This is a genomic window from Paenibacillus cucumis (ex Kampfer et al. 2016), from assembly GCF_019748695.1.
GTDB lineage: Bacteria > Bacillota > Bacilli > Paenibacillales > Paenibacillaceae > Paenibacillus > Paenibacillus polysaccharolyticus.
In genome coordinates, this window is record NZ_JACLIC010000028.1 from 95,130 (window position 1) to 112,561 (window position 17,432).

11 protein-coding genes are annotated in these 17,432 nt (G+C 47.3%); 7 read left to right on the plus strand and 4 right to left on the minus strand.

Annotation, left to right across the window (positions count from 1 at the left end; all coding sequences use genetic code 11):
* Window positions 1-325: 325 nt before the first annotated feature.
* Window positions 326-1,870, minus strand: coding sequence for an FAD-dependent oxidoreductase (locus H7T88_RS18215; RefSeq protein WP_221789672.1), 1,545 nt, complete (start codon window positions 1,868-1,870; stop codon window positions 326-328).
* Window positions 1,871-2,240: 370 nt separating this feature from the next.
* Between H7T88_RS18215 and H7T88_RS18220 the strand changes: the two genes are divergently transcribed.
* Together H7T88_RS18220 and H7T88_RS18225 are read left to right on the plus strand one after the other, a co-directional pair.
* Entirely contained in the window at window positions 2,241-5,072 is a 2,832-nt protein-coding gene (locus H7T88_RS18220; RefSeq protein WP_221789673.1) for a glycoside hydrolase family 3 protein, read from the plus strand.
* Window positions 5,073-5,349: 277 nt separating this feature from the next.
* Window positions 5,350-7,098, plus strand: coding sequence for a methyl-accepting chemotaxis protein (locus H7T88_RS18225; protein ID WP_221789674.1), 1,749 nt, complete (start codon window positions 5,350-5,352; stop codon window positions 7,096-7,098).
* Between the two features lie 16 nt (window positions 7,099-7,114).
* Here the strand turns inward: H7T88_RS18225 and nrdG are convergent, their stop codons facing one another.
* Together nrdG and H7T88_RS18235 are read right to left on the minus strand one after the other, a co-directional pair.
* A complete protein-coding gene (gene nrdG / locus H7T88_RS18230; protein ID WP_221789675.1) occupies window positions 7,115-7,624 on the minus strand; it encodes an anaerobic ribonucleoside-triphosphate reductase activating protein in 510 nt (169 codons plus the stop codon).
* A complete protein-coding gene (locus tag H7T88_RS18235; RefSeq protein ID WP_221789677.1) occupies window positions 7,621-9,582 on the minus strand; it encodes an anaerobic ribonucleoside triphosphate reductase in 1,962 nt (653 codons plus the stop codon). The genes nrdG and H7T88_RS18235 overlap by 4 nt, the downstream gene beginning before the upstream one ends.
* A gap of 454 nt (window positions 9,583-10,036) precedes the next feature.
* On the opposite strand from H7T88_RS18235, the gene H7T88_RS18240 reads away from it, so the two are divergent.
* Complete coding sequence (locus H7T88_RS18240) at window positions 10,037-11,671, plus strand: hybrid sensor histidine kinase/response regulator (RefSeq protein WP_221789679.1); 1,635 nt, start codon at window positions 10,037-10,039, stop codon at window positions 11,669-11,671.
* A 175-nt stretch (window positions 11,672-11,846) separates the two neighbouring features.
* On the plus strand, window positions 11,847-12,785 hold the full coding sequence (locus H7T88_RS18245; protein WP_221789681.1) for an aldo/keto reductase family protein: 939 nt from the start codon (window positions 11,847-11,849) through the stop codon (window positions 12,783-12,785).
* 130 nt (window positions 12,786-12,915) lie between these two features.
* On the opposite strand, the gene H7T88_RS18250 is transcribed toward H7T88_RS18245, so the two are convergent.
* Window positions 12,916-14,040, minus strand: coding sequence for a GGDEF domain-containing protein (locus H7T88_RS18250; RefSeq protein ID WP_221789683.1), 1,125 nt, complete (start codon window positions 14,038-14,040; stop codon window positions 12,916-12,918).
* A gap of 268 nt (window positions 14,041-14,308) precedes the next feature.
* Here H7T88_RS18250 and H7T88_RS18255 point away from each other — a divergent pair, with 268 nt between their 5' ends.
* From H7T88_RS18255 to H7T88_RS18265, 3 genes are all read left to right on the plus strand, one after another.
* Window positions 14,309-14,704: a Fur family transcriptional regulator gene (locus tag H7T88_RS18255; RefSeq protein ID WP_090924136.1), complete on the plus strand. Its 396-nt coding sequence runs from the start codon at window positions 14,309-14,311 to the stop codon at window positions 14,702-14,704.
* Window positions 14,680-15,492 (plus strand): winged helix-turn-helix transcriptional regulator, encoded by an 813-nt coding sequence (locus H7T88_RS18260; RefSeq protein ID WP_221789685.1) that lies wholly within the window; start codon window positions 14,680-14,682, stop codon window positions 15,490-15,492. The genes H7T88_RS18255 and H7T88_RS18260 overlap by 25 nt, the downstream gene beginning before the upstream one ends.
* Window positions 15,493-15,888: 396 nt before the next feature.
* Window positions 15,889-17,340, plus strand: coding sequence for a catalase (locus H7T88_RS18265; RefSeq protein ID WP_221789687.1), 1,452 nt, complete (start codon window positions 15,889-15,891; stop codon window positions 17,338-17,340).
* Window positions 17,341-17,432 lie beyond the last annotated feature (92 nt).

Genomic DNA, 17,432 nt, shown 5'->3' on the forward strand with positions numbered 1-17,432 from the left:
CTTTCACATCGTTTCTTGCTCTTGGTTCTGTTTGAAAATCATTCGTACTCGTATGTATGGTTTAGTGCAGTGGTAGTGGATTTATCAATGCATTCCGTATTTATGTAATGTCAGATCGTATTATAACTTCCTTCTATACCAGCATACAAAAAAACCGGGTCGGCTGCTTCCGTCTGGAGACGGATACCGATCCGGTCTATGAGATGAAATGTATGTCAGCGAACTCCACATATATTCACAAATGGAGTGCAGAAATACAACTTTTGTACATTTGGTGGGGAAGGAGTTATTCGTTGTATGGATATATAGTTTACTTCTATTGTATTTACTGCCCCTGCACATCCAGGATGGGCAGGTCTTCGACCGCAGGCCCTTCAATGACATGTCCTTCATAATTAAAGCGTGAGCCGTGGCACGGGCAGTCCCAGGAACGTTCCCCATTATTCCATTCCACTTCGCATCCCAAGTGGGTGCAAGTTGTATCAACCAGGAACAACTTACCGCTGGTGTCCTTATAGGCTCCGGCCCTTTTACCGTTATGACGCACGACTGCGCCTTCGTCGTTGCCAAGCTCGTTTATATTTTTGTGCACAATACCGACTTTGCCTGCAATTAACTCCTTCGCAACATTGACGTTCTCTACGATAAAGTGTTTGAAACCCGGGTCTGCCTTAAATCTTGCCGGATCAAATACTTCTGCGTGCGGGTTATCTCTGCCGGTAATTCGGTCTGCCAGCAGATGTCCGGCCATCGTACCAGTAGTCATGCCCCATTTGGCAAAGCCTGTAGCGACATAGACCCGTTCATGCCTTCCGGTAATCGGTCCGATGTAGGGCACTTTATCGATGGAGATCAGGTCCTGAGCCGACCAGCGAAACGGGATGTTACGAATCCCAAACGTCTCGGCTGCATATTTCTCCAGGCGCTCGTAGTGACCGAAGGTACAGATGCCTTGTCCGGTTTTATGATTTTCTCCGCCGAATAGAATATGCTCTTTACCATTATGAACGACAGCACGGAGTGAACGGGCCGGATCATCATCAGAGATATACATGCCGCCTGCATAAGGTCTTTCAGGTTCAACCATCACCGCATATGAGCGTTCAGCGTGCAGGCGGGTAAAGTAAAATCCCGGATCATATACGGGAAAATGTGAAGCGACAACGATATGCTCTGCCGTGACGAATGAACCATTATAGGTTCTTACTTTCAGAGAGGATTCCTCCTCAACGTCAGTTACCGTTGTTTGTTCATAGACACGTACCCCTTGTTTTACGGCTGAAGCAAGCAAGTGATGCAAGTAAGCTAATGGGTGGAAACGTGCTTGTCCAGGCATACGAATGCCGGCTCTGGAGGGAACAGGAATCGGGAGGGGGTCTACCCATTCGCCAGGGATGTTGAGTTTGCCATAAGCGGTCAGTTCAATCTCCAGCTTTTTGATATGGTCATCGGACTGAATATAGACATAGGCATCCTCATCAGCCCACTGACAATCGATCTGCTTTTCCTTGACCAGACTACGCATCCAGCTCGCTGCATTTGCATTCCCTTCATAGTACATCCGTGCCTGCTCATGTCCGAAGTGATGCATAATTTCATCAAAAATGACGCCATGCTGTGCAGATACTTTGGCGGTTGTATGGCCTGTTGTGCCGTCCAGTACTTTTCCAGCTTCAAGCAGAACGACACTCAGTCCAGACTGGGCAAGCAAATAGGCTGTGGTGATGCCTGCAATCCCGGCTCCGATAATCGCTACATCCGCTGTGGTATCTTCTGTTAACTTCGGATAAGATTCGAATGTATTCGCGGCACGCCACAAAGATTCGGGAACCGGTGGTAAACTTGTGTTCAACTGCTCATTGTTATTCATTGGATTGGTTTCCTCCTAATCATGATCACAGCATAATAGGGAACGTTCAGAAGCAGAAGTCCCTGTACTTCTAATCAGGATTGCCAGAGTATGCCAGAAAAAAACGAGTAGCTACATATTTTTAAAAAAGGAAGAGGAACATTTTCTTGAAACGCCCCTCTGTTTTTTTATATCAGAATGTTTTATAGTAAGATTACCGAAATCGTTTTAGGTTTTTGATTAATATCCCCTAAAATAAAAATAAATCATGATTTATAAGGTATTTTTCCTAATTTAGAGAGGTAATCCGAAAGATATAGTCCGTTTTCATGAATTAAAATGTATTCGCTATCATAATTAATCTATACTATACATTAAAGGGAGATTAGATATGACAACTCATCAAACGAAATATCCGTTTCAAGATACAACCATGGCACTTAACGATCGAGTGAAGGACCTTGTGTCCCGCTTGACGGACGATGAAAAAATTGAATCCATGCTGCAATACCAGCCAGCCGTAGAACGCCTGGGTGTTGCTGCTTACAAACATGGAACGGAAGCCGCTCACGGCCTGGCTTGGCTTGGTGAAGCCACCTCATTCCCGCAGCCTGTAGGACTCGCATGTACGTGGGATACCGACCTGATGAAAGAGATCGGCTCCGTCATCGGAGACGAGGCACGTGTATTTTACAAACGGAATCCTGCCGTCAACGGTCTTACGCTGTGGGCACCCACGGTGGATATGGAGCGTGACCCGCGCTGGGGACGAAACGAAGAGGCGTATGGCGAGGACCCGGAACTGACCGCAGAGCTGACAACCGCATTGGTCAAAGGTATTCAAGGAGACCATCCCAAGTATTACAAAGCTGTGGCAACGCTCAAACACTTCCTCGGCAACAACAACGAAGTGGATCGTGGTAGCGGCTCATCCAGCATTGATCCACGCAATATGCGTGAATATTATTTGAAAGCGTTCGAAAAGCCATTCAAGCAAGGCCGAGCACAGTCGATGATGACAGCGTACAACTCGATTAATGGCACGCCGGCTTTGTTGCATCCTTTTGTGAACGAGATTGTTAAAGGCGAATGGGGCATGGATGGATTCATCGTCAGTGACGCGGGCGACGTGATGGGCATCAAGAATGATCATAAATATTATGAATCCCACACACCGGGTACGGTTGAATCGGTCAAAGCGGGGATCGACAGTATCACCGACGATGCCGAACTGTCCAAGCAAGCGCTTCGTGAAGGATTGGAGCAGGGGCTGCTGACCATGGAAGATATCGACACAGCCTTGTTTAATACATTCCGTGTGCGATTCCGTCTAGGTGAATTTGATCCGGAAGAAGGCAATCCCTACGCTGCAATTGGCGAGGAATCCATGATGACGGAGAAGGCCAAAGCGCTGTCTCTCCGGGCGGCAAGAGAGCAGGTGGTTTTGCTCAAAAACGAAAATGGTACCCTTCCGTTGGACAAAACCAAAACAGGCAAAGTAGCTGTGATTGGCCAGCTTGGCGGAACGGTCTATCGGGATTGGTATGCTGGTACGCTACCCTACAGCGTCACGCCACTGGAAGCGATTCGCGGCAAAGTGGGCAGTGATAACGTAACCTACCAGGACGGTGACCATCGCATCACGCTGACATCGGCAGCAAGCGGCAAAAAGCTGGGCCTTGTCAGAGTGGAGGGCTCATCTGAGATGGCAGTGAGAGCCTCAGAAGAAGCCGAGACATTCCGAGTGACGGATTGGGGATTCGGTAGTTACACGTTGCAGGCAGAGAGTAACCGCAAATACCTGACCACAGATGAAGAGTCGGTCACTGCCTCGGCTAATGAAGTGTACGGCTGGTTTGTCAAAGAAGTGTTTCATCTATTGCCACAGGCGGATGGTCGTGTGGGGCTCACCACATGGAATGGTAGAATCGTGACGACATCGAACGATGGCCATGATGCACTCAAGGTGGCCGAAGAGTTGACAACATTCGGTGATGCAGAGCTATTCGAGCAAAATGTCGTAACGAATGGGATCGGCGAAGCTGTTGCTGTAGCCAAAGCAGCAGAGACAGCGATTGTATTTGTCGGTAACAACCCGCTCGTCAACGGTAAAGAAGAAGTGGATCGTCCAAGTCTTGAGCTGGCTGAATCACAGCTTCAGCTGGTGAAGGCCGTACATGAAGCTAACCCGAACACCGTGGTGGTGATTGTAGGAAGTTATCCATTTACCTGCAACTGGGTTCAGGAGAATATTCCAGCGGTCCTGTATACGTCACACGCCGGACAGGAACTGGGGAACGCGGTCGCTGACGTATTGTACGGAGACTATGCACCTGCAGGCCGTCTGAACATGACTTGGGTGCAATCGGAAGATCAACTGCCTGATATCCGGGATTATGACATTATCCAAGCGGGCCGCACGTATCAATATTTTGAAGGAAATGTGTTATATCCGTTCGGACATGGTCTGACCTATGCTTCATTTAAATACAGCAATCTGGAGATTAGTCCTGCGCAAGCAGGAAAAGACGACCGCGTGACCATTCGAGTGGATGTGACGAATACCAGTTCAATCGCCAGTGACGAGGTCGTGCAGTTGTATGTTCGCGCAGGAAAGTCACGAGTGAAACGTCCACTTAAAACGCTAAAAGCTTTCCGACGTCTGCATATTGAAGCTGGAGCGACAGCGACTGTTCATTTTGACCTGCCTGTTTCGGAATTGGCCATCTGGGATGTTACTCGTGATCGTTATGTGGTGGAGGATGGCATCTATTCGATTATGGCAGCCAAATCTTCCTCCGATGTGCAGTTGGTCGCAGATCTAAAAATAGATGGAGAGATCATACCTGCGCGTGACTTGAGCGTGACTACACGTGCCGAGAATTATGATGCTTATCGGAGTGTGGAACTGGATGAGTGCAAAGAGGGTGGTACAGCAGTCCGTGTCATAGGAGAACAAGGGTGGATTGCCTTTAGGGATGCTGACCTTGGCAACGGGGCCACCACATTTGAAGCTCGCCTATCTGCAGAACAGCAAGGGGGTGTGCTGGAAGTGAGATTGGGTACCCCGGACGGTGCCCTTGCAGGACGTGTAGAGCTGGCACAAAGCGGTGCCCAGCAGTGGTCTACGGTAGAGGTTGAACTGACAGGCGCATCAGGAGTGCAGGATATCTATCTAATATTACCTACGGGCGTCCGTGTTCGTCATTTTGAGGTTCATTAACATATAGAAAATGTAAACGATAGAGAGCAGGATAGAAGAGATCAATAACCATCTTTTTCCTATTTTCTATTATGCGAGGTCAACCTGTTTTTAACGGTTGGCCTTTTTTTATTTTTACATGATCCCCATTCAAAAAAAGCAATTATATCACGATATATATTATATAGTGTCATATCATTTGCTGAAGGCAAAGGTGGAGAAAGGAGTCGAATCCGAACTCATTCTTTATCAGGACGGATATGTAAGCTAGAAAAGTAAAGGAAAAGGGGAATCTGCAATGTTACGCTACTTCCGCAATCGAAGTTTGGTTTTCACCAGTTCTGTCCTGATTGCCATCATTTTGTTTGTAATGATCATCCTGATGAGTGTGTTGAATTTCAAACAAAGTCAGCAGGCTTACTACGAAGAAATCAATCAGGTAGGTAAGGCGCTGTCCAATCAGCTTCAGCTCAACCATAAGTGGGTAGAACAGGCGAATCAGCAACTGGAGGCTTCACCTAAGCCAACATCTCCCGAACTCACGTCATTGAAAGAACAACTCGATGCGATGACCGGTGTTGCCTCTATTGCAAATGCTTATATATTCAAATCGGATATTATCGAACGGGATGGGAAACAGATCTTAACGGGGGTGCAAGTCAATCAGGCACTCTACGATCTGGAGATGGTCCCCGGTGTCGAATACGAAATTCCAGAAGTAGTTCAAGATACATATGATCATGTATTCCAGAACGGAACCGCTTTTACAGAATCATACACGGATACTGCAGGGACGTGGGTGACCTATCTAAGCACGATCAAAGATGATACGGGTAAGACGATTGCTATTTTTGGTCTGGATTTGGACGCAGCCCAAGTGAAGCAGGATCAGATGTGGATGTTTTTGTACAGTCTGGGGAGTGGGTTTATCATTGCCGTCATTATGATTATAGTTATGGTCATTCTGGCTCGCATTGTACTTCGACCATTACAGAAGCTGGCAGACGTATCGAAACAGGCAGCAGGCGGCAATCTGACAGTCAGTCTGGATGTGCGCAATAACAATGAGATCGGCCAAACGGCCAACGCATTTAATCATATGCTTGGGGGGCTACAGCAACTGATTACAGGCATACAGTCCACTTCTGCGAGTGTGACCCGCTCAGCTGCGGATCTGCAGATGAGTTCGGAACGTACCACTGAAGCTTCACAAGAGATTACCGAATCGATGCTGCAGGTGTCCTCCGGAGCAGAACAGCAACGACAATCCACGAATGAATGCCAGGAGTCCATCGGCGAGATGGTCATTGGTATCAAACGAATTGCTGACTCATCTCAGGTGGTTGCTGAACTGGCTGCGGATACAACGGATCTCGCTAGCCGAGGGGAGGCAGATATTACAACGATGGTGGATCAGATGCAGAAGATTGAACTTAACATGTCGGGCACGGTCGTAGTTCTTCATGATCTTCAACAACTGAACAGCAGCATCGGTGGAATCATGTCCATGATTCGGGATATTGCGGATCAAACGAGCCTGCTTGCGCTGAATGCTTCCATTGAGGCAGCTAGAGCAGGGGAGACAGGAAGAGGCTTTGCTGTGGTTGCACAGGAGATTCAGAAGCTTTCGAATCGCTCCAAAGAGTCTTCTGATCAGATCGACCAGATCCTTCAAGGTATCCTTAATCATACGGAGAAGGCCGTAACTTCCATTGAAGATTCAGTGGATGTCGCTAAACGAGGAGCAGAGACATCCGTAGTAACGGCAGAAACATTCCGCCAGATTGTCGAATCTATTCAGAAGGTATCGGGACAAGTCTACGAAGTATCCGCCGCCTCCGAGCAAATGTCAGCCAGCAGTGATCAGATTGCTGCTTCTCTGGAGCAATTGGGTGTTGTGGCTTCGGATTCATCCGGTAACGCGAACAAGGCTCGTGCTTCTTCGGAAGAACAACTGGCGCTGATGGAAGAAGTATCAAGTCTTTCTCACGAGCTGAGAAGTTTGGCTTACGAACTGAATCAGGTCATCCAAAGGTTTCAGGTGTAAAAAGAGAAAAACATCGTTACACTGCACCAAGATGCAATGTAACGATGGTTCCAGATGCTTGTGTTGCGGGCACGTCAATCAACCGCTGATTACGACTTCCACGGAAGGGCAAAGACACATCACGCTCTGCTGCAAGGTAACGCCCGTCGATAATCACGTCACATAGCTGTGCAAGCTCTGCTCTTTCCGGGTCGGTGATGAGTTCCTCATATTCGAATCCGGTATAGGCCCATACCGTCAGATCTGGCCTTGCATCCCGAAACTGACGTACCCAACGAGTACATGTTGCTGCTGAGAAAAAGGGGTCACCCCCGCATAACGTCACGCCATCCAGCAACGGATGGTTCGTGACCTCATGCAAAATCTGTTGCTGCCGCTCTTCTGTAAAGGGTTCACCTGCGCGAAAACTCCACGAATCCGGGCTGAAGCAGCCCGGACATGCGTGGCGGCATCCGCTGATAAACAGCACAGCACGAAGGCCGGTTCCTTCATTGACCGATTCGGGAATGTAACCAAACAGATTCACCGGTGTTTCACCCGATCCCGCACTTCGGCCTGCTTCGCAGCATTGAAGCGTACCTTGTAATCTCCTGTCAGATAACCGGTTACACGGCGCAAGCGCTGGAAGTGAACCTCATTTTCGTGAACTTCACATCCCGGACAGGTATCACCGATGACCCCCTCATACCCGCATTCAGGGCAACGATCAATCGGATGATTAATCGAGAAGTAACCGATATCCTGTGCCAGCGCGTACTGTACGATGCGCATAAAGGCTGATGTATTTGCCCGCACATTGCCGTCAAGTTCAACATAAGAGATGGCTCCGGCATTGCACAGAGCGTGGAATGGAGCTTCCAGTTCGATCTTACGGTAGGCAGGAAGGTTATGATAGACCGGAATATGGAATGAATTCGTATAATACTCGCGCTCATTTACACCAGAGATGGGGCCGTAACGTGCCCGGTCTAATTTGGTGAATTTACCGGATAGTCCTTCTGCAGGTGTAGCAAACAATGTAACGTTCAGGTTATGCAGCTCACTCATCCGATCACAGAACTCTCTCATCGTACGGATGACATGCAGTGCTTCGCGATGAACATGCATATCTTGTCCATGATGGCGTCCATACATAGCAGTCATACATTCGGCGAGTCCGATAAATCCAATAGACAACGTGCCGTGTTTCAACAGATCGGCAACCGGCTCATCCGGTTCCAACTTCTCTCCGCCTTCCCATACCCCTTCACGCATCATGAAGTCCGATGATTTGGCAGGCTGTTTCTTCTGAATGGCATACCGATGAAGTAGCCCCTCCACGGCATTGTGCATGATTTTGTCCAGGGCCGCATAGAATCCTTCCCGATCCGCAACAGCCCGATTGTTTTGGCAGATGCCAAACCGAATCCCTAGTTTCACCAGATTGACCGTATTGAAGGACAGGTTCCCTTTACCACTTTGCCGATTCCGGCCAAACCGATCCGCAAGGGTACGTGTGCGACAGCCCATGGTAGCAATGATCGTATCCGGGTCTTCCGGGTGATAATAAGGTAGATTAAACGATGCGTCCACGTTGACAAAGTTAGGATACATCCGCCGTGAAGAACAGGTTACCGCGAGGCGAAACAAGTCATAGTTCGGGTCACCCTGAGCTTGGTTAACCCCTTGTTTGCACTGGAAAATATGCTGTGGAAATACAGGCGTTTCCCCATGTCCGAGGCCACGAATCGTTGCTTCGAGCAGGGAGCGCGACACAAGACGACCCTCAGCTGATGTACACATACCATAGTTTAGCGATGTAAAAGGAATCTGTCCGCCCGCCCGGCTACTCATCGTATTCAGGTTATGTATAAGAGATTCGGCGGCTTGTCCTGTCTCCAGTTCCGTTTCTTCATATGCAAAAGCAAATGCCCGCGGGCATTGCTGCTTCGCTTCGGCGCTGTCCAGATGAAGCTGCTCGTCCGTCAGCAAGGCTTGTTCATCAAAAAGCCGTTGACCTTTGCGGAAATGCTTGATGAAAGAGCGTTGTACGTAAGGCGCCAGATCCCAGTCAATTTTGTTGGCAGATACGCCGCCGTACTGACTGTTTTGCTGTGACTGGAAGATGATCGCGACCAGAGCCATCGCAGACATGATGGTTTGTGGTGTGCGAACCGATCCATTGCCCGTATTGAAGCCGGAAGCCAGCAATCGACTGAATGGAATAAAAATGCAGTTGGTTGTTCCAAGGGCATACTGATCCAGATCGTGAACATACAGATCGCCATTCTCCACCGCATCTGCAAGCACCTCTGGCAATACATGACGCATGGCATGCCATTTGGCTGTCTCCGATCCGAGCCTGCTCATCTTGCCGCTGAAGGAATCTCCATTCAGATTTGCATTCTCCCTCAGCGTATCAGCGTCTTCTGCGCCAATTATACGTCTTCCCAGGTCAGATAACAGATCGGTTGCCGGTGGTGCGGCATGCTCAAGCATAGTCATGTAACGTGCCTCCTAAATGATTTTTGAATAGATTATAATTTGATTAATATATGAGTTATATACTACATGTAGATTTGTATTATCCATTTATAAACTATATGTGGGTTTTTGGGTGTGATTATGATCACACCCCCTGTGAGGTGGAAGGGCATCTTCCGGGATTTGGCGCGGGTTTAAGGTTCCCAAAATTCAAACAGAAGCGTATAATTTCTATTTACCCTGCAAGTATAAACTTATAAGTTAGATACCGTGGATCGAAGCATTTTTTCAGATCTATTCGGTGAAAGAAGAGGTTACAGGCACAGGATGATTCTCTTGTACTTCTGTGGTGTTAAACATATAAGTATAGTTTGTGACAATCGTTCGGATTCCCCGGCATACCCCTGCATGTGAATCAACATTCTGATCGGTGAACTTAATATAGCAGCCAAGACAAACAAAGAGGGGTTGGATCATGGGGACGGTAGAAGGCGTTAACCAAGGCTTCTATGAAAATATTGAAGAAGCAGCGGCCCATATTGTGGACGTATTAAGTGGCATATTAAGAGTGAATACCATCTTCGTAGCCACGAATGACGGAGTGACTAATGTCATTCTGGAAGCCTTCAACCGCAAGGAAGAATTAATTGTCAAAGGGACTGCGCTTCCTTTTATGGAATCCTACTGCAGTCTGGTTCTGAGAGACAATAACAGTGTCGTTACCATTTCGGATACCACCGAACATTCTGTAACACGATTAATGAATGTCACGGATGGATTGGGTAATCGCTTTTTTGTGGGAGTACCTATTGTACGTAGAACAGGTGAATCCTACGGAACGATATGCATAATGGATGATCCAGGGTATAAGATCAGTGAAACCGATATGAAAACACTTAAAGCTATGGCTGTTTTTCTGGGATACGTTGTTGACCTGGAGAGTGCGCTGCACGTTCAGGAACAGAGACTCAGCGATTCAGAACAGTTGCAGGAGAAATTGCAGGCGGAGAAGGAACGTGCCGAATCCGAGGCCATGACCAAGACACAAATGCTCAAACTGATGAGTCATGAGATCCGTAATCCGTTGAACGGCATTTTGGGATTGACGGATCTGATGCGGACACCCGACATGTCGGAGGAACAAGCTGAGTATGTGAATATGATTGAAACGAGCGGTAATATTCTGCTTTCACTGCTCAACAATATGATGAACTTTAATATCAATGAGGCAGGAAAAACGGTTATTCATGATGATCCCTTTGATTTGGTCAGCACTATTGAGAACACCGTCTATCTCTATGCCGGAACAGCCGCAAGCAAAAAGATAGAACTGGGATTAAATCTGAATCTGAATGTATCGCAAGTTTTCATTGGCGATGAGATCAAGATTGGCCAGATGTTAGGCCATGTGATGCAATACGCCATGGATTCTACTCGGGAAGGTGCTGTACTGGTAACAGCAGAGATGAGGGGAGAGGAAGTAGAGGATACAAGCCTTCTCTTGCTACGGGTTAGATACACGGGACAGATGTTATCTGACAACCGCTTGCGAATTTCTACTGCCAAACCGGAAACGATCAGTACGGAAAAACTGATTGGTAGTAATCTGGGACTAGCAGTCAGCCAGAATCTGGCCATTCTGATGCATGGTCGTATTCAGGTAAACAGCCTGCCAGGTGAAGAAGAGTTTCGGATTTCATTGCCATTACGCAGGTATTGGGACTTGCCGCAAATCACAAGTGTGCAGCAACGTTTGAAGGCTAAAAAAGTGCTACTCGCCAAAGATCCTGATATTTTGCAGGGCGTATCCTCCCTGATGCGGAATTGGGAGATGGATGTGCGCATGACTTCGGGTTCAGCCACCGCATGTGAATGGATCAAGGAAGGTTATAAGCCGGATGTGGCTGTTGTAGATCTGGGCTTGCGTGAGGGCATCACAGTCGATTTCGTCATTGCGCTGAAACAGCAGATTGAAGGGCTGCCTGTCATTGTGCTCGTTCCATATGGGATGCATATGGATATTCAGCAGACGGAGGTTTTTGATGCCGTGCTGACAAAGCCAGTTAGACAGACTGAGCTTTTAAATGCACTGAGTATTATTTTGCCATAAAAGAGAAGATGAATTTCTCTACCAAGGTTACAGAAGGCACATCACTCGCGGTGTGCTTTTTTTGCTGTTTTTCCTGAGCTTCTACTTATATGTTTTTCCATTTGTTCAGGTTGGGTTACAATAGGATATGGAACTTAACTTCATCATTTCTACATTCTGAGGAGGACATGCATTCATGGATTATCGCAGGTTAGGTGGAAGCGGACTGAAAGTAAGCGAAATCAGCTTAGGTAGCTGGTTGACGTACGGAGGATATGTGGAACGTGAAAATGCGGTGAAATCAATTGAAACGGCATTTGATGAAGGGATCAACTTTTTCGATACAGCCAACGCCTATGAGCGGGGAGCCGCAGAAGTATTGCTGGGTCAAACATTGAAAGCGTACTCACGGAGTTCTTATGTTCTCGCAACCAAGGTGTTTAACAAAATGGGTGATGGCCCTAACGATCATGGCTTGTCCCGCAAACATATTATGGAGCAGTGCGAGGCCAGCTTGAGACGCCTTGGCACCGATTATGTCGATATCTACTATTGCCATCGTTATCATCAGGAGACACCGATAGAGGAGACCCTTCGTGCACTGGATGATCTGGTGCGTCATGGTAAAGTGTTATATGTAGGTGTGAGCCAGTGGACAGCGGCTCAGATGGAAGCTGCGCTCGGTACAGCAGATCGCTTGTTGCTGGATCGTATTGTCGTGAATCAACCGGTATATAATATGTTTGATCGGTATATTGAGAGCGAGATCATTCCTTTGGGTGAACGTAAAGGCATCGGACAGGTTGTTTATTCACCACTTGCACAAGGTTTGCTGACAGGGAAATATACATCTGTCTCCGATATCCCGGAGAATAGCCGGGCAGCCAAGCTTGGCTGGGATGAAGGGAAAATTAACGCAGATCGCATCGGAAAAGTACGTCAATTAGTCGAAGTTGCAGACAAGCTGGACCTGAAGGTGGGGCAACTGGCACTGGCCTGGATTTTGCGGCAAAATAATGTTTCCAGCGCTCTGGTCGGAGCGAGCCGTCCGGAACAGGTTAAAGAAAATGCTGCAGCTTCTGGAGTTAAGCTGGATGCTGATGTTATTGCAGAGATTGAACAAATTCTGGTCTGACTCCAACTGGTTTTCTATAAAAACTGTAAGAACATCATTGGTTTAATGTATGGGAAAGGGATGTCCCGCTTGCCTTGGTTGAGGCAGGTGAGACATCCCTTTCGTTTCGTCGTTAAGACTAATCATCATCTCAAAATGAATCATTATCTACAACCGTGATATTGCGGGGTGGCAGTGAGCATACCCTGTTGCGTCCCGTATTTTTAGCTTCATATAGCGCACGGTCAGCTTGATCAAACAGGTCGTTGTCATCATGGTCATCACAGTGATCGGGATAAACGGCTACACCAATGGAGATCGTGAGCTTTACGGTCTGCCCGTCTGGCAGGATGAAAAGAGATCGGGCCACAGCTTTCCGCACGGATTCTGCAATAGCCATAGATTGATGATATCCACAATCGAGCAATAGAATTGCAAATTCTTCTCCACCGTTACGGGAAACAAGATCCGTAGAACGGGCATGTTCTACAAGCAATTGCCCAAGTTGCTTCAATACCGAATCTCCGGCAGAGTGACCAAACGTATCATTTACCTTTTTGAATCGATCAATATCAATTACCAGCAAGGAAAGCTTCTGATGATACTGCCTGGCATGTTGAAGCTCAGACTGGAGAGACTGTTCGAATTGCCGCCGATTGCTCAGATCCGTCAGATGGTCTGTGGAGGCTCGTCGTTCTAGCAGAAATAACATCTCGTTGGATCTATTAATAAATTCCGCGATGAAATATATGAAAAGACCGCCAGCAAAGGCTATAGTCATCTGTATGGGATATACTTTCATCAATGTATTCATGCTGGGCGTGTTCATTAGCAGTACGATAAATATCATAGTCATGCCTAAGAGATTCATGGTAATAATCTTGGTTAATCTGGACCACGAAGCGTAGGCAAAATACACACCAGCCAGCCCGAGTAGGATCATAATAAATGCTGCATCAATGGCTGCTGAGGTAATACCAAACATAACGATTCGAAGGATCGCAATGATGATTCCGGTGATGACCGAAGCGAGCCCACCAAGATATACGGCTGCAGTTACGATAGCCAAATGCCGCAGATCCACAATGGTAGTGTCATTGATATGGAAAGAATAATTCATAAGCACTGTACCGTATAGACCGAATAAAAAGCCACCGATTAGCTGAACGCGAAGCGAGGGAAAAGGCAAACGAATGCTGTAGTATTTGGTGATGATTCCTGACAGGTACAGAAAGGAAATGATCACACAGAGATTGACAAAAAACGTGCTTAACAACCAGCATCCCCCCCTTTTACGCACATCCCTCTATTTTATCTGAAAATCAGTGTGGGGGCGAACCATATAATCCCAAATGTTTGAAGGGTTTGGTTTTAATGCGCTATAAAATTCTAAAACGTAGCCGTACGGGACAATATTGACTTCCCTATGCATTAAGATTTATACTTAATCTAAATCAAAATTCTTTTGATATGTAAAAGCTAAAGCGAACAAATATGTTCGAGAGGTATATACATTTGAAAAATAGAAAAAAGGGGACTTGGTTGTGAAAACGTTAAATCTGACAATACAACGGCAAGCCGTGTATGATGTCGTACGTAAATCAGAAGACCATCCAACGGCTGCGGATGTAATGAATCGCTTGGTGGAACAGGGGTACAATCTGGCTTATGGCACTGTATACAATTCTCTTCGCTATTTAACAGACAAAGAGTTGATCAGGGAGCTTAAACTTGGCGAAACAGCAAGCCGATATGACGCCCGGATGGATGATCACCAGCATATTATGTGTGAAGTATGCGGTAAAGTGGACGAGGTGATGACAGAAGTTCCTCCCCAATGGATGAAGCAGGTAGCGGCAGAGACCGGTTATTCAATAGATCATGCACATGTGGTATTTGGAGGTGTCTGCGGGGAATGCAAAACCAAACGGGTCAAGTAAAAGTGAAATGGTCAGGCCGCCGTTTGCCACTTCGGGTCAAACCTGCGCTGGCAGATTCAGGAACGGCACCTCTCGTGGACAACTGCCCGATTACCAGACGTGTCATTCTGATCAGCCCGATGCCGGGTCAGGTGCATGAGCTGGTGAAGGCTCTGACAGATAGTTGCTTTGACGTACTTGTGTTCCATCGTTGGGAACCGGATCTCCATGAACGCCTTGTTTTTGATCTACTGATCTATGACCTCTCGGTTGCCGGAACGATTGATGCATTTACGGGAATCCACAGCCGGTTGAACCGCGAGGCGGAAAAAACGACACCATGTCTCTACCTGGTGGGGGAGAAGATGATTGGCAGTGCAAGCGGACCGATGCTTCAGGAGGAGTTGCTTGTATGGCCTGCACGTCCGCAGGAGGCACTTTACCGTGTACAGCGCATGATTGGAAGTAGTCCTGTAATGCCTAAGCGAGCTTTTTTACCTGAAGAGGGACAGCGAATCGGATTCAAAGACTTGGTGCTGGATCGGGAGCGCATGAGCGTGCAACGTGATCAGGATCGCATTCACTTGACCAAGACGGAGTATGATCTGCTACTCAAGCTGATTGATGCCAAAGGTGCAGTCATCTCGCGTGAAGAGATGCTTAGTGATATTTGGGAGACTGATTTTACAGGTGGAAGCAATGTGGTGGATGTGCATATCAAAAGCTTGCGCAAAAAATTGGGCGATAATGCCTCTTCGCCGCAATATATCGTTACGGTAAGAGGCGTGGGCTATCGATTGGCGGATTAATAGTATCCTATTAAGTTGAACTAAAGATTTTACACCAACTTATATAGATACAAGAATGGCCTCACGTAGTGTATTGCGATTTTGGGAATATGTGCTCAGGATTATCTTGTTAGCGATTCAGATAAGGCGTAGATCGTTTATTAAATGATCTATGCCTTATCTTATTTTCCGGTGTCATATGCAACCTCTTTCGTATGCTTCATGTTTCATTCATCTTTAGCGTAACAACCTCATCTGAACCTCATACGAACCTCATGCAGTAGATAGATGGGACATGTTAGAATGATTTTAACAGTTAGATCAAGTCTAAATGTATATTTGAGCGAACAACGAATATGAATGGAATTAGTAGATAGATACAGCAGACATGAGACCCATTATAAGGAGGACGACAGGATGACAGATCGTTTGACAACTAACCAGGGAGCACCGGTAGGAGATAACCAGAATTCACGCACAGCAGGTAGAAGAGGGCCAACCTTGTTGGAGGATTACCACCTGATCGAGAAAATCGCTCATTTTGACCGTGAGCGCATTCCTGAACGGGTTGTGCATGCAAGAGGCGCAGGAGCACATGGGGTGTTCAAGCTGGAGCAGAGCATGAAGGCATATACGTCAGCCGATTTCCTGCAAGAGCCGGGCACAGAAACGGATGTGTTCGTACGATTTTCAACTGTAATTCATGGTACGGGTTCTCCTGAGACCGCACGTGACCCTCGCGGGTTTGCTGTTAAATTCTATACACGTGAAGGCAACTACGACATTGTGGGTAACCATCTGCCTGTTTTCTTCATTCGGGATGCCATTAAATTTCCGGATATGGTGCATTCTCTCAAACCGGCTCCAGATACCAACATTCAAGATCCGGCGCGATATTGGGATTTCATGACCCTCTCCCCGGAATCAACTCATATGATGACTTGGCTGTTCTCGAATCTGGGCATTCCGGCCAACTATCGGGAGATGGATGGATTCGGAGTACACGCATTCAAATGGATCAATGACCAAGGTGAAGTACACTATGTGAAATACAAATGGGAATCAGCGCAGGGTGCTCGTGGCCTTTCTCGTAAGGAAGCTTCCGAAGTTCAGGGACAGGATTTTAACCACGCAACGCGAGACTTGCATGAACATATCAAAAACGGAGAATATCCGCAGTGGAAGCTGCAAGTGCAGCTGCTGAAGCCGGAACAGATGGATGATTTCTCCTTCGATCCGCTGGACCCAACGAAAACATGGCCTGAGGATGTACTACCGTTCCAGACAGTAGGGACGATGACATTGAATCGTAATCCTCAGAATTTCTTCGCAGAAGTGGAGCAGGTCGCATTTTCACCAAGTGCTGTTGTGCCAGGCATTGAACCGTCTGAGGATAAATTGTTGCAGGGTCGTCTGTTTTCTTACCCGGATACACAGCGGCACCGTCTTGGACCTAACTATCTCCAAATTCCAGTGAATTGCCCGTATGCACCTGTGCGCAATCATCAGCGTGATGGGCTCATGAACGTGAACCAGGACCCATCTCCAGTAAACTATGAGCCTAACAGCTCAGGTAACAGTCCACAGGAAGATCCGGCTTATCGGGAAACCCAGGTTCCATTACAGGGGCATGTCACACGGGAAAAGATTGAGAAAACGGATGATTACACGCAGGCAGGAGAGCTGTTCCGTTCCTTCACACCAGAAGAGCAGCATCATCTGCTGGATAATCTGACGAATGATCTCAAAGCCGTACCGGTAGATATCCAGATGCGAGCATTATGCCACTTCTTCCGGGCTGACGGACAGCTGGGTGGACGACTGGCTCATGGCTTGGGTGTAGATATCTCTGGGCATATGCCAAAATAAAGTGAGATTATCTGTCGACGCGGGAACTTCCCGCATCTCGCACAAGCGAATAGCTGGTCTTTTATGCCAGCTTGGAAAGGTCATGATACGAA